Source organism: Thermosipho sp. 1070 (assembly GCF_001682135.1).
Lineage (GTDB): Bacteria > Thermotogota > Thermotogae > Thermotogales > Fervidobacteriaceae > Thermosipho > Thermosipho affectus.
This window is the reverse complement of the sequence record NZ_CP007121.1, coordinates 346,175-367,630: the sequence shown is the minus strand read 5'-3', so window position 1 is coordinate 367,630 and position 21,456 is coordinate 346,175. Positions and strand designations below refer to the sequence as shown.

Annotated in this window: 18 protein-coding genes and 6 tRNA genes; 11 read left to right on the top strand and 13 right to left on the bottom strand. The window is 33.0% G+C overall.

The genetic code is table 11. The features are described 5' to 3' along the window. Positions 1 to 3 precede the first annotated feature (3 nt). Genes Y592_RS01820 through Y592_RS01800 form a run of 5 tightly spaced genes read left to right on the top strand, consistent with a single transcriptional unit; the run spans position 4 to position 6,735 of the window. Positions 4 to 615, top strand: a complete 612-nt coding sequence (locus Y592_RS01820; protein WP_172799326.1) for a hypothetical protein — start codon at positions 4 to 6, stop codon at positions 613 to 615. Positions 616 to 626: 11 nt separating this feature from the next. Next, positions 627 to 2,789: a hypothetical protein gene (locus tag Y592_RS01815; RefSeq protein ID WP_075665363.1), complete on the top strand. Its 2,163-nt coding sequence runs from the start codon at positions 627 to 629 to the stop codon at positions 2,787 to 2,789. A gap of 5 nt (positions 2,790 to 2,794) precedes the next feature. Next, the gene (locus Y592_RS01810) at positions 2,795 to 4,516 is read left to right on the top strand and encodes an ABC transporter ATP-binding protein (protein ID WP_077287169.1); all 1,722 of its coding nucleotides are present in this window, start codon (positions 2,795 to 2,797) and stop codon (positions 4,514 to 4,516) included. 41 nt (positions 4,517 to 4,557) lie between these two features. After that, complete coding sequence (locus tag Y592_RS01805) at positions 4,558 to 6,105, top strand: bifunctional UDP-sugar hydrolase/5'-nucleotidase (RefSeq protein WP_088368837.1); 1,548 nt, start codon at positions 4,558 to 4,560, stop codon at positions 6,103 to 6,105. A 48-nt stretch (positions 6,106 to 6,153) separates the two neighbouring features. Further along, positions 6,154 to 6,735, top strand: a complete 582-nt coding sequence (locus tag Y592_RS01800; protein WP_075665360.1) for a GNAT family N-acetyltransferase — start codon at positions 6,154 to 6,156, stop codon at positions 6,733 to 6,735. A gap of 40 nt (positions 6,736 to 6,775) precedes the next feature. On the opposite strand, the gene Y592_RS01795 is transcribed toward Y592_RS01800, so the two are convergent. The 11 genes from Y592_RS01795 to Y592_RS01745 all read right to left on the bottom strand — a co-directional run bounded on the left by Y592_RS01795 (position 6,776) and on the right by Y592_RS01745 (position 13,918). After that, positions 6,776 to 7,039, bottom strand: coding sequence for a stage V sporulation protein S (locus tag Y592_RS01795; RefSeq protein ID WP_073072337.1), 264 nt, complete (start codon positions 7,037 to 7,039; stop codon positions 6,776 to 6,778). A 64-nt stretch (positions 7,040 to 7,103) separates the two neighbouring features. Then, positions 7,104 to 7,180 (bottom strand) — tRNA-Arg (locus Y592_RS01790). 30 nt (positions 7,181 to 7,210) lie between these two features. Continuing rightward, positions 7,211 to 7,285: transfer RNA gene (locus tag Y592_RS01785), tRNA-His, on the bottom strand. A gap of 24 nt (positions 7,286 to 7,309) precedes the next feature. After that, positions 7,310 to 7,386 (bottom strand) — tRNA-Arg (locus Y592_RS01780). 18 nt (positions 7,387 to 7,404) lie between these two features. Next, a tRNA-Gly gene (locus Y592_RS01775) sits at positions 7,405 to 7,480 on the bottom strand. Positions 7,481 to 7,483: 3 nt separating this feature from the next. Then, positions 7,484 to 7,560: transfer RNA gene (locus Y592_RS01770), tRNA-Pro, on the bottom strand. An 89-nt stretch (positions 7,561 to 7,649) separates the two neighbouring features. Continuing rightward, positions 7,650 to 8,732, bottom strand: coding sequence for a 4Fe-4S binding protein (locus Y592_RS01765; protein ID WP_075665359.1), 1,083 nt, complete (start codon positions 8,730 to 8,732; stop codon positions 7,650 to 7,652). Between the two features lie 374 nt (positions 8,733 to 9,106). After that, the gene (locus Y592_RS01760; protein ID WP_075665358.1) at positions 9,107 to 10,411 is read right to left on the bottom strand and encodes an amidohydrolase family protein; all 1,305 of its coding nucleotides are present in this window, start codon (positions 10,409 to 10,411) and stop codon (positions 9,107 to 9,109) included. Between the two features lie 5 nt (positions 10,412 to 10,416). Then, the gene (locus Y592_RS01755) at positions 10,417 to 11,709 is read right to left on the bottom strand and encodes a dihydroorotase (protein ID WP_075665357.1); all 1,293 of its coding nucleotides are present in this window, start codon (positions 11,707 to 11,709) and stop codon (positions 10,417 to 10,419) included. A 2-nt stretch (positions 11,710 to 11,711) separates the two neighbouring features. Continuing rightward, positions 11,712 to 12,701 (bottom strand): ornithine carbamoyltransferase, encoded by a 990-nt coding sequence (locus Y592_RS01750; protein WP_075665356.1) that lies wholly within the window; start codon positions 12,699 to 12,701, stop codon positions 11,712 to 11,714. A gap of 2 nt (positions 12,702 to 12,703) precedes the next feature. Continuing rightward, entirely contained in the window at positions 12,704 to 13,918 is a 1,215-nt protein-coding gene (locus Y592_RS01745; RefSeq protein WP_232218204.1) for a YgeY family selenium metabolism-linked hydrolase, read from the bottom strand. Positions 13,919 to 14,082: 164 nt separating this feature from the next. Between Y592_RS01745 and Y592_RS01735 the strand changes: the two genes are divergently transcribed. Beyond that, a tRNA-Ala gene (locus Y592_RS01735) sits at positions 14,083 to 14,158 on the top strand. A gap of 52 nt (positions 14,159 to 14,210) precedes the next feature. Here Y592_RS01735 and Y592_RS01730 read toward each other — a convergent pair. Together Y592_RS01730 and Y592_RS01725 are read right to left on the bottom strand one after the other, a co-directional pair. Beyond that, positions 14,211 to 15,116, bottom strand: coding sequence for a hydroxyacid dehydrogenase (locus Y592_RS01730; RefSeq protein WP_075665353.1), 906 nt, complete (start codon positions 15,114 to 15,116; stop codon positions 14,211 to 14,213). Then, positions 15,116 to 16,258 carry a pyridoxal-phosphate-dependent aminotransferase family protein gene (locus tag Y592_RS01725; protein ID WP_075665352.1) on the bottom strand — a complete coding sequence of 381 codons (1,143 nt, stop codon included), beginning with the start codon at positions 16,256 to 16,258 and terminating at the stop codon, positions 15,116 to 15,118. The genes Y592_RS01730 and Y592_RS01725 overlap by 1 nt, the downstream gene beginning before the upstream one ends. Before the next feature lie 269 nt (positions 16,259 to 16,527). On the opposite strand from Y592_RS01725, the gene Y592_RS01715 reads away from it, so the two are divergent. Genes Y592_RS01715 through Y592_RS01695 form a run of 5 tightly spaced genes read left to right on the top strand, consistent with a single transcriptional unit; the run spans position 16,528 to position 21,449 of the window. Continuing rightward, a complete protein-coding gene (locus Y592_RS01715) occupies positions 16,528 to 17,763 on the top strand; it encodes an aminotransferase-like domain-containing protein (RefSeq protein ID WP_088368836.1) in 1,236 nt (411 codons plus the stop codon). Beyond that, a complete protein-coding gene (buk, locus tag Y592_RS01710; RefSeq protein ID WP_075665350.1) occupies positions 17,763 to 18,824 on the top strand; it encodes a butyrate kinase in 1,062 nt (353 codons plus the stop codon). Before Y592_RS01715 ends, buk (Y592_RS01710) begins: the two co-directional genes overlap by 1 nt. Further along, positions 18,817 to 19,728: a bifunctional enoyl-CoA hydratase/phosphate acetyltransferase gene (locus tag Y592_RS01705; protein WP_075665349.1), complete on the top strand. Its 912-nt coding sequence runs from the start codon at positions 18,817 to 18,819 to the stop codon at positions 19,726 to 19,728. Before buk (Y592_RS01710) ends, Y592_RS01705 begins: the two co-directional genes overlap by 8 nt. Next, on the top strand, positions 19,721 to 20,812 hold the full coding sequence (buk, locus tag Y592_RS01700; RefSeq protein ID WP_075665348.1) for a butyrate kinase: 1,092 nt from the start codon (positions 19,721 to 19,723) through the stop codon (positions 20,810 to 20,812). Before Y592_RS01705 ends, buk (Y592_RS01700) begins: the two co-directional genes overlap by 8 nt. Next, positions 20,805 to 21,449: a cobalamin biosynthesis protein CobQ gene (locus Y592_RS01695; protein ID WP_077197867.1), complete on the top strand. Its 645-nt coding sequence runs from the start codon at positions 20,805 to 20,807 to the stop codon at positions 21,447 to 21,449. The genes buk (Y592_RS01700) and Y592_RS01695 overlap by 8 nt, the downstream gene beginning before the upstream one ends. The last annotated feature ends 7 nt before the right edge of the window (positions 21,450 to 21,456 follow it).

The window sequence follows — 21,456 nt, the reverse complement described above, 5'->3', positions numbered from 1 at the left end:
ATGATGCTGCACCTTTTTTTAGGACATTATGTAGCTGATCATGGATTTACCCACAACAGCAAATTGAGGCATTTAAAAGGATGGAATTTTATACAACATCTAATTTGGTCTGCCTTTGCAATTTTAGCTTTTACTTTTGATACACTACTTTATACCGTACCTGTGATTTTATTTACTTTCATAGCTATACATCTTTTTTTTGATTATCTACGTGTTAAAGTAAATAAAAAGGTGTATTATCATTTAATTGAAGTAGCCGGGATGATAATTGCTTTAATATTTAATTTTGTTGTTTCAGATTATTTTAAAACTTCGTATCTTTCAAAAGAATTCGTCTTATATATACTTGGTATGGCTTTGGTTACCACGGCACTTTCCTACTTTTTTAGAAATTTTTATCCCGCAATAGAGAATTACGAGGATTTGGAAGGTATTTCAGAGCGATTGGCATTCTTTATATTTTTTCTTGCTGGTAAACCATTTTTTGCATTCTTATCTTTGTTTTTTGGATTTTTATTTAGATTGTGGAAGGTGAAGAAATTTGATCATGTATGGTGGATAAGTCCTGTTTTTGCTATATTTTTTAGTATTATTTGGAAGGGGATTGTGTTTTAGGAGGGGTATATTTGGAAAATAAGAAAAAATCATATTTGTATTTACTATTTATAGTTTTAAGTATTGTAAGTATAGTATTAATTATTAAGTTCACCCAAGTTGAATCTCCAAGGGTTAATTTAATATTTCCAAAAGATAATTCTATTTTGAATAGTAGGAATGTGGAATTAAAATGGGACATTCAGTATAAAAGGGAACTTTCTTTAATTTCAGAGTTGTTTTTGGGTACAAATGAATTGGAAAAGGTGTATGATGGTATAGAAACAAAATATCCTATTTCATTAAAACCTGGAACTTATTTTTGGAAGGTTGGAATAAAATTTGGAAATGATTATATTGAAACACCTGTAAGTAGTTTTACTATTTTGAACGATATTCCTAAGATTTTAGATGCAAAAGCCACTGTAAATGGTAATAGAGTTACTTTTTCATGGGATGCAGAAGATGATGATAAGTTAAATTATACTTTGTATTTAAATAATAGAGAAATTAAATTAAAGGACAAAAAATACGAAATTGTGCTTCCCACTGGAAAATACAAATGGAGCGTTCAATGTGAAGATGAGTTTGGAGCAAAAGCGGTTTCTAATACCTTTGAATTTTACATTAATCCTGTATCTATCGATTTTGAAATTACAAATGAAGAGGGAAAGTATAAAGTAAAATATAATAAGTATGACGATTTTGATTATTATTTAGAAATCAACAACGAGGAAATAAAATTAGATTCTTCAGAGTATATTTTAAGTGTTAAACCAAATGTAAAATACAAATTACGACTGAAAGCCGTAAATTTAGCGGGAGAGTACGTATATAGTAGTTATAAAGAGATTTACGTAAAAAATGAAAAACCTAAAATTAGAATAATTTTTCCTAAAAATGGTTTAAAGGGTGTTGGGAAGAGTATAACCTTTAGATGGAATATAGAGGATGATGATGAAACGCTTTCAACTTTATATTTTGGTATTTCAAAAGATAAGTTGAAACCTGTTATAAAAAATTATAGAGCTAATGTATATGAAATTAAAGATTTATCATCTAATTCAAAGTATTTTTGGAAATTAAAGGTTACAGATGGATATAACACAATTGAAACTCCTGTTTTCGAATTTTACACCAATCCTGCCGTAAAGATTTTAGGTGTAATAGGTTCAAAGGAAGATGACCATGTCTATAACTATACGTATATAGATGGAAGTTACTATATTCTTGGAAAAGAAGGAAAAAGACCGTTTATTTTAAAAGACGGGGTTAAATTTTATTTTGATTTGGATGGTGAGTTGGTAGATTTAAAAAAGAAGGATGGTATTCTCTATGTATTGGCCAATGGTGTACAAGATATAATCCTTTATGCTTTGAAAGACGATGTAATTTTGTGGAAAAAGGTTTACGGCGGAAGGTACAAAGATAGGGGAAGAGAAATCATAGTTGAAAATGATGGATTATTAATTTTTGGAGATACTTGGTCTGATGATTTTGTTGATTTAAGCGGATGGTCTGATGTTTTTTTAATAAAAGTAGATTTTGATGGGAATATTATTTGGAAGAGGAATTTTGGTGGAAAGTATTTGGATGAAGCAGTATCAATTTCTAAAGGTGATGGTGGTTATGTTATCTTTGGAAATACTTTTAGAAAAAGTCGAGATTTAATGGTTATTTTTGTAGATTATTTTGGTAGATTAAGGTGGATAAGATTTTTTGGTGGGAAAGAAGATGATTTTGCAAGTAAGGCTTTGGTGTATAAAGACAAGATTTATTTAGTTTCAAATGTTTATTTTGATAGTAAAGGGAATATTACAGATGATTCTAATATCTATATTATGGTTTTAGACTCAAATGGCAATAGACTAAATGATTATATTTTAGAGGGTAGTAAAGATGATGTATGTAATGATATGTTAGTTGGTGACGATGGTATATATCTTTTTGGAAAAACAGCTTCCAAAGACGGTGATTTTTATTCATTAAATTACAAAAAAGGGCTTGTTGACTTTTTTGTGATACGTCTTAATCATTGGATTTTTGTGGGAGGAGGATATGGATTTGACGAAATAAAAAGGGCATTGAATGTATCTGGTAGGATAAAGTTTGTTGGTGAGACAAATTCTTTAAATGGACTTTTTGATAGACATCTTGGAGGCTTAGATATTTTTGTTGGTGAACTTGAGAGGTGATGTTTTTGATTAGAGAATTTATAAAAAAGAGATTTCTTTTTTACTTATCTGGGATTTTTACTTTGATAATTGTTGATACATTACAACTTATAGTTCCAAAATTTATATCAAAAGCTGTGGATAGTTTGAATGTAAAAACTCCAGATATCCATGTTGCAAAATTAATGGCTCTTGGAATAATAGGTATAGCACTAGGTATGTTTATTACCAGATTTCTTTGGCGATTTTTCATAATAGGTAGTGCAAGAAAATTTACCTATGAGGCAAGAAAGATTCTTTATGAAAAAATGCTGTCATTAGACATGTCATTTTTTGATAAACATAGAAGTGGAGATTTAATGGCGCATTTTACAAATGATATGAACAACCTTGAAAGGATGCTTGGACCTGGTATAGTTATGATGGTTGATGCATCTTTTATGTCAGTTGTTACAATATTTTTCATGGCAACTAGTGTTGGTTGGAAATTAACCCTTATTGCTTTAATTCCTTTGCCATTTATAATGTTAATTTCCCTCATCTTTGGTAAATTTATATACAAAAGGTCAAAAAAGGTTCAAGATACTTTTTCGGATTTAAGTGGTTTCACTGAGGAATCTGTAGATGGTATTAGAATACTCAAGTCATTTTCAATATTACCAAAGTTTGAAGATTTATTTTCAAAAAAGGCAAATAATAATTTTAGGGCAACATTATCTCTTGTTAAAGTTTGGGGTATAATGTGGCCGCTAATTCATTTTATAAGTTCTTTGTCGTATTTTATTACTATTGCATATGGCGGACCAATGGTTATAAATCAAAAGATAACACTTGGTATGTTTTTTGCCTTTAATAATTATATTGGTATGATTGTATGGCCACTGACTGCGTTTGGATGGGTAATTAATATAATTCAAAATGGTAGAGCTTCTTACAATAGAATTTTAAAGATTTTAAATACAAAATCAAAAGTAAAGGAACCAGAAAATTCCGTTGAAATAAACGAAATTGAAAATATTTTAATTAAAGAACTAGATTACAAATATCCTGATACAGATAGGTATGTTTTGAAAGGTGTTAATTTAGAAATAAAAAAAGGTCAGCTTGTTGGTATAGTTGGTACGGTTGGAAGTGGAAAATCTACTATAGTCAAGATAATAAGTAAACTTTATCCCGTAGACAAGGGGCATGTGTTTATAAATGGATATGATATTAACGATATACCATCTGAGGTAGTCAGGACAAAGATTTCTTACGTACCTCAAGAAACATTTTTGTTTTCGACTAGTGTGAAAAATAATATAGCATTTGGGTTGGAAGATTTGGATGAATGGCAGGTAAAAGAATATGCCATGTTGTCTGCTGTACATAGTGACATTGAAAAATTCCCAAAAAGCTATGATACGGTTGTAGGGGAAAGAGGAGTTACGTTATCAGGAGGGCAAAAGCAAAGAATAACTATAGCCCGAGCACTAATAAGAAATAGTGATGTGTTTATTTTTGATGATTGCCTTTCAGCTGTTGATCCGGAGACAGAAGAGAGAATAATTGAATCACTTAGAAAAAATATGGAAAGTAAAACTATGATTATTATAACGCACAGATTAAAGGTTTTGAAGGATGCAGATGTTATTTATGTCTTCGATAATGGTCAAATAGTTGAAAAAGGAAATCATGAGGAATTAATTCAAAAAGGCGGATTATATGCAAATATGTTCAAAAAGCAGTTAATTGAGGAAAGTTTGTGATAAAATATAATTGCAAACTATAAAACAGGGAGGTGTGTTATATGAGGAAACTTAGGTTGTTTATAACGCTTTTTGTAATATTAACAATTAGTTTGTTTGCCACAAAAATTTCTATTTTTCACATTAATGACACACATGGACATGCATGGGCATTTAGTGAGTACCATAATCCAAATATAGGTGGGTTTGCCGTTATTGCATCTATAATTGATGAAGAACGTGCAAAGAATCCAAATGTTTTGTTCTTACATGCGGGAGATATAAACACTGGTGTGCCTGAATCTGACCTTTTAAATGCATTACCAGATATCTTTGCCTTGAATAGAATGAAGCTTGATGCAGTTGCCGTTGGAAACCATGAATTTGACAAATCAAGGGATGTATTAATGTATCAAATGAGTATTGCAAAGTTTCCATTTTTATCTGCAAATATATATAAAGATGGCAAGCCTTTCTTTACACCATATATAATAAAAAATGTTGGTGGTATTAAAGTTGCAATATTTGGTTTGACAACTGAAGAAACGGCAATATTGGAACCACTTTTTAGCAAAGATTTGGAATTTAAAAATGCCGTTGAAGTTGCCAAACAACTTGTTCCTGAACTTAGAAAAAAGGCTGATATTGTAATTGCACTTACACATTTGGGAATGGGTCAAGCATACGAGGGAAATTATACTACGTCAGAAGAGTTGGCAAAAGAGGTGAATGGAATAGATATAATTATAGATGGGCATAGTCATACAAAACTTAATGAGGCAAAGGTTATCAACAATACAATTTTGATTCAAGCATGGGAATGGGGTAAGATTGTTGGAAAACTTGATTTGGATGTAGAAAACGGAAAGATAAAAGAGTGGTCATGGACACCTATTCCAGTTAATTTGAAAATTTATAAAGGTAAAGATGAAAATGGTAATTCAATGTACGAGTTTGTGGAAAAAGAATACAAACCGGCAGAATATGTAAAAGTTCCACTTGATTACTTTGCAAAGATTGGTTCTAAAAAACTTGATACTGTTATTGGAGAAACAAAGGTGTTATTAGATGGTGAAAGAAAGCATGTAAGATCTGGAGATACAAATCTTGGACACCTTATTACCGATGCCATGATGTGGAAAACAGGTGCGGATATTGCGTTCCAAAATGGAGGAGGAATAAGGGCGTCAATAAAACCAGGAAAGATAACTATAAGAAATATTTTAACGGTATTGCCATTTGGAAACACCGTTTATGTAATGAAGATGAAAGGTTCGGAAGTAATAAAAGTGTTGGAATATGCTGCAAAGCTTCCTGAAGGAAAAGGAGCATGGTTACATGTGGGAGGTTTAACCTTTAAGAGTGAAAATGGAAAAGTAACAGAAGTAATGGTAAATGGAAAACCACTTGAAATGGATAAAGTTTATACTGTTGTAACTAATAACTATATGGCAAGTGGTGGAGATGGATATTCAATGCTTGCAGAAAATAAAGCATCAGGATATGATACAGGTTTTGTTTTGGCGGATGTGGTTGTTGAATATATCCAAAAGGGATTAAATAGTTTGATTGAAAAGTACGATGATACTCCAAGATACATAAGGAAATGATTGGAAGGGAAGCTTCTTGGCTTCCCTTTTTTATTGGGGGTATAAAAGATGATTCGTAAGATAAATAAAGATGATGATTTGTTAAAAGTGGCCGAATTAATTTATGATACAGATGAGAGGTTGTTTTATTTTTTGTTTGGAAAAAGAGAAAAAGCGATTTTGAAACTTGCGGAATTAGTTAAGAGAGAAGGAAATCCTTTTTCATATAGAAATGTGTATGGCTATTTTGATGGAAAAGAAATAAAAGGTATATTAATAGCATATGATTTAGAAAAAAGATGTACAAAAGGTAAAATAAAGGATTTTTTTGAAGTGTTTTCGTTTTTTAAGTTGGTTGATCTTTTTGTAAAGAACATATTGATAAATAATATAATTAATCTAAAAGGATTAAAGGGTATATATATACAAAATATTAGTGTGGATAAAAAGTCGAGGGGAAAAGGAATTGGTACGAAACTTTTAGAATATTTTATAAAAGAAACTGAAAAAAAAGGTTATAGGGGTATCTATTTGGATGTTGAAAAAAATAATAGAGCAAAAAATCTTTATTTAAGAAAAGGTTTTAAAATTATTAAAGAAAAGAAAGCCTTAATGGGAAAATTTAAGATATATAGAATGAAAAAAGAATAAAAGGCACAGTCCTATACGGAACTGTGCCTCTCCTAATCAATTATTCTCTTGGAAAGACGATGAATTTTAAAGCAGTTCTAGATTCATTTTCGATACTTACATCGGTAAAAGCAGGTACACATACAAGATCAATACCACTTGGAGCAAGATAACCCCTTGCAATTGCAATGGCTTTGACAGCTTGATTTACTGCACCGGCACCAATTGCTTGAACTTCAGCTTTCCCTTTTTCTCTGATTACTCCTGCAAGAGCACCGGCGACTTTGTTAGGATTGGAACCTGATGCAACTTTAAGAACTTCCATACTAATACCTCCTTTACGGTGATGTTATTTAAAAGTTTGCTGAATCTAAGTGGAAGAGCTCAGATGGCGCGCCCGGCAGGATTTGAACCCGCAACCTTCGGATCCGAAGTCCGACGCTCTATCCTATTGAGCTACGGGCGCATTTTATCAAAAACATTATAATATGAAAAATGGGGTGGCTAGTGGGATTTGAACCCACGACCACCTGATCCACAGTCAGGCGCTCTACCACTGAGCTATAGCCACCACGCATAATAAAATATTAAATTTTGGCGCGCCCGGCGGGAGTCGAACCCACAACCCCCGGATTAGAAGTCCGGTGCTCTATCCTATTGAGCTACGGGCGCATTAGACCTCTTCGAGTCTGGAGCGGGCGACGGGACTCGAACCCGCAACCCTCGGCTTGGAAGGCCGATGCTCTACCAATTGAGCTACACCCGCTTGTGGTCGGGGCGACTGGACTCGAACCAGCGGCCTCCTGTTCCCAAGACAGGCGCGCTAGCCAACTGCGCTACGCCCCGTTTCCAGAGACCGTAAATGATTATAGCATATGTGTATTTCAATGTCAATACGTATTTAATGTAAATATTTTTGTATTTTTGTTTTAATATTATTCTAAAACTCCTGTTATTGCCTTTGTTGGGCATCTACTTTCACATAACCCGCAACCGAAACATTTTTTTATGTCTATGTTGACTTTTTTATCAATTGTTATTGCAAAGTAAGGGCATACTTTTTCACATAACTTACACAGTGTACATTTTTCATTGTTAACTTTAGGATGTTTTGGTATATATTTTACTTTGTGTGTAAGTTTTGTTTCTTTAACTTCTTTTACACTGTTGAATCCATATTTTTCAAGTTTTTTCGGTAGATCATTTATTATTTTTTCATATATGTCTTTACCGAATATTAGTGCTGATGAAAGAAGTTGGATTGAATCTGCTCCGGCCAACAAAAATTCAATTACATCATCTGCATTTTTTATTCCTCCAACACCAATAATTGTAATTTCAGGAAATGCATCTCGAAGTATTTTTATAATAGCGAGTGCTACAGGTTTGATGGCAGGACCTGAAAGCCATACTTGCCCCTTTTCATTTCCAATTAAGATTTTTCTATTTTGTATATCTATCTTCATTGTAGGACCAAGAGAGTTAATTGCGACTATACCGTTAGCTCCGTTTTTTAAAGCTACTTCTGTGAATTTAATTGGATCTGGAATATGTGGACTCATTTTCATAAATATAGGTTTATCTGTGTTATCCCTAATTGCTTTTACTATTTCACCAATAGTTTCATAAGTTTTTCCGACATAATGAGTGGATATTTCAAAGGCATTGGCAAATTCGTTTAATTTTGGTATTAATTGTTTCATGTCTTCTTTTGAATATCCTGCGCTTATGATCAAAGGTTTGGATAATTCCTCTTTTAAACGAGGTAGAAATTCCTCCAACCATTTTTTGGGAGGATATTCTGACCACAGTTCTGCGTTCATAGCAAAGTTGTTTTCTCCGTATATACATGGTCTTGGAACTTCGGCTGCTTTTGTAGAAATTGTTTTTGTAACAATGGCACCAACTCCAGTAGAATCAATGAATTTAATCTTTTCATAATCACCCACTAAAGGTCCTGAAGCTGGCATTACAGGATTTTGGATTTTTATGCCTGAAAGTTCTGTTGAAAGATCCACGATAATTCCCCCTTTAGTTGTTTTTAAGGTTAGATCTTAAAGAAATATCTAATACAACAGATTTGTCAATTATTAAGTACAATCATTGTTTGTTTTTTAGGTTGATTGTAGAATATAAATCATTTTGATAATAATTGTTTATCAGTAAAATGTTACTTTGTTTATCTAAGTTACCACTAATCATATATGTTAAATATAGATCACCATTTATTTTTAAATCGAAAATTAAGCACAAAGACATTGATTTTGAAATTAATAATATTCCTTCAAAGCCTTTTGTTATATAATAATGCTTCTAGATTGTTTTTTTCTGTTTGACACCACAAATTAAGTTGTGGATAATAAAAATACACATATTTTTCCTGAAAGGATTATTATTTATAATTTTTACTCAAATTTTCCCACAATCTTTGTGAGACTTTTCTGGCTTCTTTATAAATTTCATTGACATCATCTGTGGGAACCGTTATTTTGTAATTATCCATTAGCAATTTGCCGTTGACAATTACATGAGATGGTCTAAAGTTATCAAGCAAGCCAAAAACAACATGTCCATAAGCATTTTCCTTACTAATAGGTGTGGGAGGAATATATGGAACAATTATTAAATCAGAGACATACCCTGGTTGTATTTTTCCTAATTTGATTTTAAGTAGTTTACTTGCTATTTCGTATGTATTTGATATAGAGTATCTTAGGTCATCTAACGAAAATGCAAGAGGAGATTTACCTTTTAGCTTCATTGAAAAAAATAAATTTAGTAATTCTCTTGCTAAGTTAAATCCCAAACCATCATTGCCTACTATCGTTTTTACATTATGTTTCTTCATTTTTTGGTAATCTGGAAGACCAACTGCGTTATTCATATTGGAAGAAACGTTTAAAGCAATATAACAGTTATTTTGACTGATGAGTTTAAGTTCCTCCTCAGTAACGTGAACACAATGTGCAAGGATAGAATTCTCTCTAAGTAGGCCAAATTTATTCAAGCGATTTATAACTCGCATCCCATATTTTGAAAGTGAATCTTCTACATCATCTATACTTTCTGCTGCGTGAACATGAATAGGTCCTTTGTAAAGTTCGGATATCTTTTTTAAGGTTTCATCAGACAAGCTTAAAGATGCATGTAATCCAAATAATCCTGCATACATATCAGTATTATTTTCATTTAAAAATAAAAGATTTTCTTGGATACATTCTTCTACGTTGAATCTGTCACTTGTTTCAAAACAAAAAATTCCTCTTAATCCTATTTCATCGCACAATGCTTTCCTTAGTGTATTTAAACTTCCTTTAATTTGTTTTCCACTTGCATGATGGTCAATAACTGTTGTTACGCCATTTTTGATAAATTCAATCCCTGAAACAAGAGCGCTAAAATAATTTTCAGTTTTGCCAAGCTTTGAGTCAAGTTTCCACCATAGTTGATTTAATATATCTTTAAAGTTTATAGGATTAAATGGTAGACTCAATCCTCTTGCAAATGTTGAGTAAATGTGTGTATGTCCAATAACTAAACCTGGCATTACAAAATTTTCATGTGCATCAATCACATGTGATGCACCTGGAAATTTTTCCATACTACCAATTTCAATTATTTTTTTATCGAATAATATATAATAATTTTTGTAGAAATTATCAAAATCAAATATGTTAGCATTAATTATAGCTTTCATCAATATTACCTCCTGATAAATCTTCCGAGGGGTGAATTTAATAATTGATTATCTATCACTAAAATACCATCTTTAATTACTTTTTCTATTTTTCCTTTTATCTTTGTATTTAAGAAGAGATCATAGTCGGCTTTTGTATGACTTTCTACTATTTTTCCGTTGTAATTAGGATTGAAAATTACAATATCAGCATCGGATCCTGGGAGTAGTGCCCCTTTTTTAGGATATAGACCGAAAAATTTTGCCGGGTTTATTGTAAATTTATCGATTATTTTATCACCAAACAATGAGTACATTAATATGAATGAATGTTCAATTCCTCCAATTCCCATGGGAAGGTTTCCTGTTTTCTTTTTTCTTTTGTCTTTCTTGTTAAATGAACAATGATCAGTGCCAATCGAAAAGATATTGTCAATGTTTGCTTTTAGTTTTTCTTTTTCAATTTTACTTCTAAGGGGAGGTGTCATAGTGTATAGATAGGCATCTCTTCTACTGTATACTTCATCATCAAAATAAAAATAGTGCGGGCAACTTTCAAAAAATAAATTCTTGTTATGAATTTTTGCAAATCTATTTTTAACTTCTTCGATTGAAGTTCCACAAGTTGTATGCACAATATAAGCAATTCCTTTTGTTTGATAAATAAATTCGGATATTTTAATTATTTCAGAAATTTCTGAAATTTCTGGTCTTGCTTTTGAATGGAGGTTAATTGGGACATTTTCAACTATCATATCTTCATTTTCGGCGTGGATTAAGATTGGTACGTTATATTCTATTGATTTTTCAAATAATTTGTACAAAAGTTTATCAGATGTCCTTCTTTTACTAGTAGAATAAGCGGTAAATACTTTTATAGACCTTGTTCCCAGTTTTTTTGACATTTTAAATAGCGTATCTAAATCACCGTTAAACTGGCCAAGAGTAACGTGAAAAGAAAAATCTATTTTTGAATTTTGTGCTGCTTTTAATCTTTTATTAAATGCTTCTTTAAGTTGCTCATGAGAGTTTATTGGATCTAAAAAATCAATTATCGTAGTTACACCACCAAATAAAGCAGAAATACTTCCACTCTTAAAATCGTCAATAGATGTATATCTTCCAAGGTTTAGTTCAAAATGTACATGTGGATCAATAAAACCGGGAAGGATAATCTTCCCGGTTGCATCAATTTCTTTTTTGCATTTTTGATAATTTGTTGATAAATCAGATATTTTTCCTGCATTGATATATACATTTAGATGGATAAAAGTTCCATCTACAAATACTTTTCCGTTTACAATGCCAATATCATACATTATTAGAATCTTCCTCCCATTAGCAGTGTCATAACGGCTTTAGCTGTGTGAAGTCTGTTTTCCGCTTCGTCATAGACTACAGAATGAGGACCATCTATTACGCTATCAACCACTTCTTTTCCTCTGTCTGCGGGGAGTGCATGCATATAAATGGAATGTTTTTTAGTAAGTCGTATTAATTCTTCTGTACAGATCCAATTTTTATGCTTTGCTTGTTCTGCACGAATCTCATCTGGATTATCCGATACAAAGAAACCACCCCAATTTTTGGGGATTACTACGTCTGCATCTACAAATGCATCTTCCATCTTGTGAGAGATATTTAATTTTCCACCATACTTTTCCGCATTTTTATTTGCTTGTTCAATAATTTCTGGCATTAAATCAAATCCTTTCGGATAAGAAAGTGTAATGTCCATTCCGAATCTTGTAAATAATAAAATTTGAGATTGAGGGACTGATAGTGGTTTTAAATGACTCTCAGCATATGCCCAACTTATTCCTACCTTGAGACCTTTTAGATTTTTTCCAAATCTTTCTTGAATTGTTAAGATGTCGGCAAGTACTTGAAATGGGTGATATATATCGTCTTGGAGATTCATAACAGGAGCCTTTGAATGTTTGGCTATTTCGTTAAGGTATTTATTTCCTTCACCAAATTTACAATATCTTATTCCAATTCCATCTCCAAATCTGGATAGTATAATACCGGTATCTTTTGCGACTTCTCCATGTGCTATTTGCATTTTATCAGGTGTTAAGAATATTCCAGTACCTCCTAATTGTGCTATACCCGCTTGCATACTATTTCTTGTCCTTGTACTTTCATCGAAGAATATCAAAAATAACGTTTTGTAAAGTAAATATGGAGTTGGTTCACCGTAGCTGAATTTTATTTTTAATTCTCTTGCAAGATCTAACATTATATCTATTTCTTCATTTGTGAAATCTTGAGTTGTTATAAAGTGTCTTCCTCTGAAAAACGTAGACATAGTCATTCCCCCTTTAAGTTTTTGATTAACGTTTTTGGAAATGTAGCGTAAAATGCAGCAGCTTTTATAAGATGTTCAATTTCCACCTTTTCATTTGGTGCATGAGCATATTTTTCATCACCTGGTCCAAAGCCAACGGTTGGAATGTTGTAGACTCCTGCTGTGACCGTTCCATTAGTCGAGAATATCCATTTGTCTATTTTCGGAGAGGAATTGAATAGATATCCATAGTTTTTTACGGCACTTTGGACAATAGTGCTCTCTTCTGGATAAACCCATGCAGGAAAATATTTTTCCGTTGGATATGCCACACCAGTATACGATGGTTTTTTGTATTCCAATTCAATAATTTGAGCATCTTCAACACCAGCTCTTTTAAATACTTCTTTAATTTCATTAAATACCACTTCTTTTGTTTCGCCTTCAGTTATTCTTCTGTCTATCTGAATCTCACATTGATCAGGTACTGCATTGTGTGAAGGAGATTTAAAAAATATTTGTGAGACTACTATTGTCCCTTTTCCCAAAAATGAGGTGCTTTCCAACCTGTCATTTAGTTTTTCAATTTCGTTTATTATTTTTGCCATTTTGTATATGGCATTTATTCCTCTTTCTGGTGCACTGGCGTGTGCGGATATCCCATTTGTTCTGATTCTAAATTCTATTCTTCCTCTGTGACCCCTGTTTATTTTTAGAGATGTTGGTTCAGTAATGAGAACAAAATCTGGTTTTATCTTCTCTTTTTCAATGATGTATCTCCAGCAAAGACCATCACAGTCTTCTTCCATAACCGTACCTGTAACATAGAGTGTGAAGTCATCAAAAAGGTTTAGTTCTTTGAGTATTTTTGCTCCATACACCATTGAACACATTCCTGCTTTTTGATCAGATGCTCCCCTACCATATACGTATTTTTCATCAAAACTTCCGGAAAATGGGTCTCTTTCCCAAAGTGTTTCATTTCCAATATCTACAGTATCAATATGGGCGTCCATTGCAATTTTTGTGTTACCGTTTCCTATTTTTCCAATTATATTTCCCAGTCCATCAATTTTCACACTATCAAATCCGACCTTTTCCATTTCACTTTTGATAACTTGTATAACTTCTTTTTCATCACCAGAATAACTTTTTGCTTTAATTAATCTGCTCATGAAGTGTATAATGTCATTTTTGAATTTGTATGCAAGTTTTAATGCTTCGTTCAATTTAATCACCTCCGTTGTTTCACATTATAAAGGAAGTGTTAAAATTCAAAAATATGCGAAAATTAAAAAAAAAGAAAAGAAATTTAATTTTTTTTTAGATATTATTAAAAAATGGTCAAAAAATAAAAAAGTTGACTACATGGATTATATGTGATAAATTATTAAATGTAGTTGGGGCCGTAGCTCAGTTGGGAGAGCGCTACCTTCGCACGGTAGAAGCCGTGGGTTCAAATCCCATCGGCTCCACCAAAACAAAAACGGGTAATCTTTTAAGATTACCCGTTTTTGTTTTATTTTATTTTCATTTAAGTTCTTCTAGAATTTTATCTACAATAATCTGACCAACTCTTAGTTGTGCTTCAACTGTAGATGCGCCAATATGTGGTGTTGCTACAACATTGGGAAGTTCAAGAAGTTTTTTTCTAAGTTCATCTGTTGGTGGTTCAACTTCAAATACGTCCAAACCTGCTGCGTATACTTTTCTAGAGACAAGAGCATTGTAAAGTGCTTCTTCATCAACTATACCACCGCGAGCGGCGTTTACAATTATAACACCATCTTTCATTTTTTCGAAAGTTTCTTTGTTTATAAGATGTGTGGTTTCTGATGTTTTAGGTACATGAATTGTGATAATATCAGATTCCCTAAAAATAGTATCCAAATCGACTAGTTTTACATCTAAATCTGTTTCTTTTATAAATGGATCATATGCTAGGACATTCATATCAAAGGCAAGTAACCTTTTTGCTACTTCTTTTCCAATGTTTCCAAATCCTATTATTCCAACTGTTCTTTTGTATAATTCATGACCTTTTAATTGTTTTTTACTCCAAATACCGTTTTTTAAATCTTCTGTACCCTTTGCTATATGTCTTGAACAAGCGATTATTAAACCAATTGCAAGTTCAGCAACTGAAATACCATTTGCTCCTGGTGTATTTAATACCTTTATACCTTTTTCTTTGGCTTTTTCAACGTCTACGTTATCCAATCCTGTACCAGCTCTTGCTATTATTTTCAACTTTGAACCAGCTTCAATTACATCTGCTGTAACTTTAGTAGCGCTTCTTACTACCAAGACATCAATATTAGGCATTTCTTTTATAAGTTCTTCTTTTTCAAGATGTGTATCTGTTACTAAGTGTCCGGATTTTTTAAGCCTTTCCATTGCGCTTTTATCAAGGGGATCGTTCACGTGTATTCTCATTACTTATTTACCTCCTTGAATAGTACCTCTTGAGCGGCTTTTACACCGGTACCAAATTCAACTTTATAACCAAGTTCGTTTAATACAAATTCTAAAGCTGAAATTCCTATAATTGTATCAAAAATACTCAAATAACCAAGTGTGGATATTCTGAAAATCTTACCCTTAAGGTGTTCTTGTCCGCCTGCAATTGTGACTCCGTATTTATCCCTCATGATTTTTGTTAACTTTTTGCCATCTACTCCTTCAGGCACTTTAACTGCTGTTGCAACATTACCAGGACGTTTGGAGAATAGTTCAAGGCCTAGCGCTTTAACAGCAGCTCTTGTTGCATCTGCAAGCATTTGATGTCTTTTCCAAACATTTTCTATTCCTTCATCTTTGATCATTTTTATTGCTTTTCTTAACATATAGATTAAATTTACACCAGGTGTCCATGGGTTATCTGGATATTTTTTCGCGTATGCTTTAAGGTTGAAATAATAATTGGAGTTATTGGATTTTTCTACTAATTTCCATGCCTTATCGTTTAGAGCAATAAATGCAAGACCCGGTGGAAGCATAACTCCTTTTTGTGAACCACTTACCACAACGTCGATACCCCATTCATCCATTTTTAGTGGTTCTGCAAGCAAAGCGCTAACTGCATCGGTTACAAGTACAACGTCTGTGTCTCTCGTAACTTTTGCTATTCCTTCAAGATCTATAACAGTACCTGTGGAAGTTTCACTATATGTTGTAAATACCGCTTTTGCATCTGGATGTTTTTCTATTGCTTCTTTAATTTGTTCGGGAGTTACTGCTTCTCCCCATTCGAGTTTTATTGAAACTATATTTATGTTATACCTTTCTGCAATTTCTCTCCATCTTTCTCCAAATTTACCAGCTTCTACTATAATAGCTTTGTCATTTGGGTTTAAAAGATTGGTAATAGCAGCTTCAAGAGCACCAGTGCCAGAGGAGAGTAGAGTATAAACTTTATTTTCCGTTTGGAAGAGGTATTTTAATTCGTTTAAAGTTTCCTCTAAAATACTAACAAATTGTGGTGTTCTGTGGTGAATTGTTTCACGTGCTCCTTCAAGTAAGATATCAAAAGGTACTGGTGTTGGACCAGGTGCAAGTAAATAATTCTTCTTTATCATATTTCCACCTCCTAGAATTTTAATATGTTTCACACTTTAATTTTAAATAAAATAAATAAATTGTAAATACAGCATTTTAAGAGTTTTTTCTAATAAATTGCGAAAAACAAGAGATTTTAGCGTTAAACTTATCTATTTGGAGTTTTACTAATTGCTAATTATATTGTACACTTATTATAGAATTATTTCAATTCTGAAAAAATGCAAAAAATTGCATGCAAAAAATTGCAAACAAATTGAAAATAAAATATATTTTTGGAGGTGGAATTATGAATTACGATTCAAAGTATTCAAAATTAGGTAATAATTTAAGTTCCTCCTTAATTAGAGAGCTGTTAAAATATGCTTCTGTTGAAGGTGCTATTTCCTTTGGTGGAGGAGTACCAGATCCGGAAACCTTTCCTAGGCATGCTCTTTCCAAAATTGCTTCTGAAGTCATCGAAAATGAATATAAATATGTCTTACAATACAGTACTACAGAGGGAGATCCAGAACTTGCAAAGCAGATGATATGTCTTTTAAACAGAGTTTATGAAATAAACGATTTGGATGAATCCGATATAATGTTTACTACGGGATCGCAACAAGCGTTGGAGCTCGCAGGTAAAGTTTTCTTAGATGAGGAAAGCATAGCCATTGTTGAAAATCCGTTTTACTTGGGAGCGGCTAGTGCGTTTAGAATGAGATTTTCGAAATTTGTTTCTGTACCTTTAGAAGATGATGGAATGAACGTTGAAGTGCTTGAAAAAAGATTAAAAGAACTCGATGAAAAAGGTGAAATAAAGAAAGTAAAATTTATGTATGTTATTCCAAATTTCCACAATCCTGCAGGTGCTACTTTATCTCTTGAAAAGAGAAAGAGGATAATAGAGCTTGCCGAAAAATACGACCTTTTAATTATAGAAGATGATCCATATGGTTTGTTAAGGTTTGAAGGAGAGCATCTACCACCATTGTTTAAACTTGCTGGAAAAGAAAGGGTTATTCTTTTGAATACATTCAGTAAGATACTTGCGCCTGGATTAAGAATTGGGGCAGTTATTGGAGATGAAAAACTTGTCAGAAAATTTGTACTTGCAAAACAAGGAACGGATTTGTGTAGTCCTGCTCTCACACAGAGAATTGCTGCAAGATATCTTGAGAAATATGACTTAATTGAACAAATTACCCCCACGATTAAATTGTATAAATCAAAGAAAGATACAATGATGCAGGCATTTGAAAATACATTTTCAGATATTAAAGGAATAAAATGGATTTATCCAGATGGAGGACTCTTTACATGGGTAACTTTACCAGAGGGATTTGATACGTTGGAGATGTTTGAAATAGCAAAGAAAAAGTTGGTATTTTATATTCCAGGTCAAGCTTTTACACCGGATGATAGTGTTTCTTCTTCTATGAGATTATCTTTCTGTTTACCACCACATGAAAAAATAATAGAAGGTGTAAATAGACTTAAGGAAGTGATTGTGGAGTATGGAAAGTCTAAGGGGTTGATATAGTGTTAATATTAGTTATTAACCCTGGTTCAACGAGCACAAAAGTTGCAATTTTTGATGATGATAAAAAGTTAGTTCAAAGGACATTAAGACATGATGTAAGTGAATTGGAAAAATTTAACGATATTATGGAACAAGAGGATTTTAGAAAAAAAGAGATTTTAAAGTTTCTTTCAGAGGAAGATTATAAAGTGGAAGATTTTTCTGCAATAGCGTGTAGGGGAGGTATTTTACCACCACTTGAAAGTGGAACCTATAGAGTAGATGAAAGTATGGTGGATTATTTAAAAAATAAAACCAAAGTCAAGCATGCTTCAAATTTAGCAGCTGTAATAGGGTATTCTTTGTCAAATGGAAAGATACCTGTATTTATAACTGATCCTGTTTCTGTTGATGAAATGATAGATGAAGCCAGAGTTTCTGGGATTCCGGAAATTGAAAGATTAAGCCTTGTTCATGCATTAAATATAAAAGCAGTTGCTAGAGAAGTGGCGGAACAATTGGGAAAAAAGTATGAGGATTTGAATATGGTAGTTGCGCATCTTGGAGGAGGAATTTCTGTAACTGCCCATAGAAAAGGAAAGATGATAGATGTTAACAATGCAAATGATGAAGGACCTTTTAGCCCGGAAAGAACAGGGGAGCTTCCAGTAGGAGATGTAGTTAAACTTGCTTTTTCTGGAAAATATTCAAAAAAAGAATTGAAGAAGATGTTTGTTGGAAGAGGAGGATTAGTTGCATATCTTGGAACAAATGATGTGAAAAAAGTATTAGAAACGGGAACGGATAAGGAAAAATTCTACGTTGATGCTATGATTTATCAAATCGCAAAGGAAATTGGAGGAATGTGTGCGGTATTGAAAGGAAAAGTGGATGCTATTGTTATCACAGGTGGTATAGCTAACAACCAAAATGTTGTTGAAAAAATTAAGTCATACGTATTTAAGTTTGCACCTGTTTTTTCTGTACCTGGTGAATTTGAAATGGAAGCTCTTGCAAAAGGTGCATTAAGAGTTTTAAAAGGCAAAGAAGAGGCAAAGATTTGGGGTGAGAAAAATGAATAAGTTAATGGAAATTCTTGAAAAGGCAAAAAAAGTAGGGAAAAAGACTGTAGCGGTTGCGGCAAGTGAAGATGAAGTTGTATTAAAGGCTTTGGATAGAGCGCATGAAGAAGGAATTATAAATGCAATACTTGTTGGAAATGTGGAAAAGACAAAAAAGATAGCGGAAAATATGGGAATAGATATTAATAAATTCGAATTCGTTCAAGCAGGTGATTATGTAGAAGCTGCTAACAAGGCGGTGCAGCTTGTTACTGATGGAAAAGCACATTTTTTAATGAAGGGAAAGATTAAAACGGGAGATTTAATGAAAGTAGTATTAAAGGAAGAATATGGGTTAAGAACGGGAAGAACTCTCTCTCTTGTAAGTATATTTGAAGTACCAAATTATCATAAACTTTTAGTTGTATCAGATGCCGGAATGACTATTGCACCAACTTTGGAACAAAAAGTCGATATTATAAATAATACGGTTTTAGTTGCAAAGAAGGCTTTAGATGTGGATAATCCTAAAGTTGCTATATTAGGAGCAGTTGAAATAGTCAACCCAAAAATGCCTGCAACTGTTGAAGCGGCAATTCTTTCGCAAATGAGCAAGAGAAATCAAATAAAGGGTTGTATAGTGGATGGACCATTTGCCCTTGATAATGCGGTATCAAAGGAAGCCGCGGAACACAAAGGTATTAAAAGTATAGTTGCCGGGGATGCTGATGTATTAATTATGCCGGATATTGAAGCGGGAAATATATTCTATAAAGCTATGGTATTTTTAGCAGGGGCCAATGTTGCCTCAACAATTGTTGGTGCTAAAGTTCCAGTTGCCTTAACTTCACGAGCTGATTCAGATGAAACGAAGTTGTTATCGCTTGCCCTTACTAATTTAATGGCAGGTGATGTAAATGTATAGAATTTTAGTTATAAATCCAGGTTCTACAAGTACAAAGCTTGCAATTTTTGAAGATGAGACACAGGTTGCATCAAAGACTTTGAGGCATACAGCAGAAGAACTTGCACCATTTAAAAAGTTAATAGAGCAATATGAATTTAGAGTCAATGTAATAGAGAATTTTTTAAAGTCTTTGGGATTTAAATATGAAGATTTTGATGCAATAGTTGGTAGGGGAGGACTTGTAAGACCAATCCCGAGTGGTACTTATAAGGTGGACGAGTTAATGGTAAATGAGCTAAAGGAAGGAAAGTACGGAGAACATGCATCAAATTTAGGTGCTGTTATTGCATATGAGATTTCAAAAAAACACGGAATTCCTGCGTTTATTGTAGATCCAGTAGTTGTAGATGAAATGGATGAAATAGCAAAGGTTTCAGGGCATCCTTTGTTTAAAAGAAAATCTATATTCCATGCTTTGAACCAGAAGGCGGTTGCTAGAAAGGCAGCAAGCGATTTGGGAAAGAACTACGAAGATGTAAATTTAATAGTTGTACATATGGGTGGAGGTATTTCCATAGGTGCACATAAGAGAGGAAAGGTTGTTGATGTTAATAATGCGTTGGATGGAGATGGCCCGTTTACACCTGAAAGGAGTGGGACGCTTCCGCTGACACAATTAGTAGATTTATGTTATTCAGGGGATTATACTTTGGATTTCATAAAGAAAAGGATAAAAGGTAAAGGAGGATTGGTTGCGTACCTTGGAACAAATGATGCAATGAAAGTTCAACAAATGATATCAGAAGGAAATAAAAAGGCAGAATTGATATATAGAGCAATGGCCTATCAAATTGCAAAATGGATTGGAAAGATGGCTGCAGCGCTAAGAGGAGAAGTAGATGCAATAGTGCTAACAGGTGGACTTGCATACGACAAAGAATACATAGTTAAGTGGCTTAAAGAATACGTTGGATTTATTGCTCAAATTTTGGTTTATCCGGGTGGTGATGAGGAAAAAGCACTTGCAATGGGTGCGTTAAGGGTTTTAAATGGTGTTGAAAAGCCAAAAGATTATAGTGAAGAGGTGCAAAAAAGTGTCTAAAAATTTTGTGTTTATAGGTTTATTTGGTAGTGGGAAAACAGAAGTAGCGATAAATTATGCCTTAAAATTAAGACAAGATTATGAAAAAGTTGCAATTGCAGATGTTGATACAATTTCTCCTTATTTTAGAACAAGAGATGTAGTAGATGAACTTACATTGAAGGGATTGAAGGTTATTACACCTCCGGGTGCACTAAAGCATGCAGATTTACCGATAGTTACTGGGGCGGTAGCTGGATATCTAAATAATCCGGATTATAAAACTGTTTTGGATGTTGGTGGAGAAGAAAATGGAGTAGTAGTTGTAGGCTATTTAAAACCGCATTTAAAGGATGCCGAAGTTTCCATGGTTATCAACACGAGAAGACCCTTTACTTCCAATGTAGATGGGATTGTAAAGACGTATGAACAGTTGAGTAAAGTTGCGAAAATAAAAATAGATTACCTTATTAACAACACTAATCTATCTGTGGAAACTACTAAGGAGATAATCTTAGAGGGTGAAAAGATTATAAAAGAGGCTTCTAAAATATTAAACGTTCCAGTAAAATATACAGTTATCCCAGATTTTCTTGAAGACTTTGAAACGGAGTTCCCAAAATTTTGGATAAAAAGGTTTATGAAAATGGATTTTTAAGGAGGGT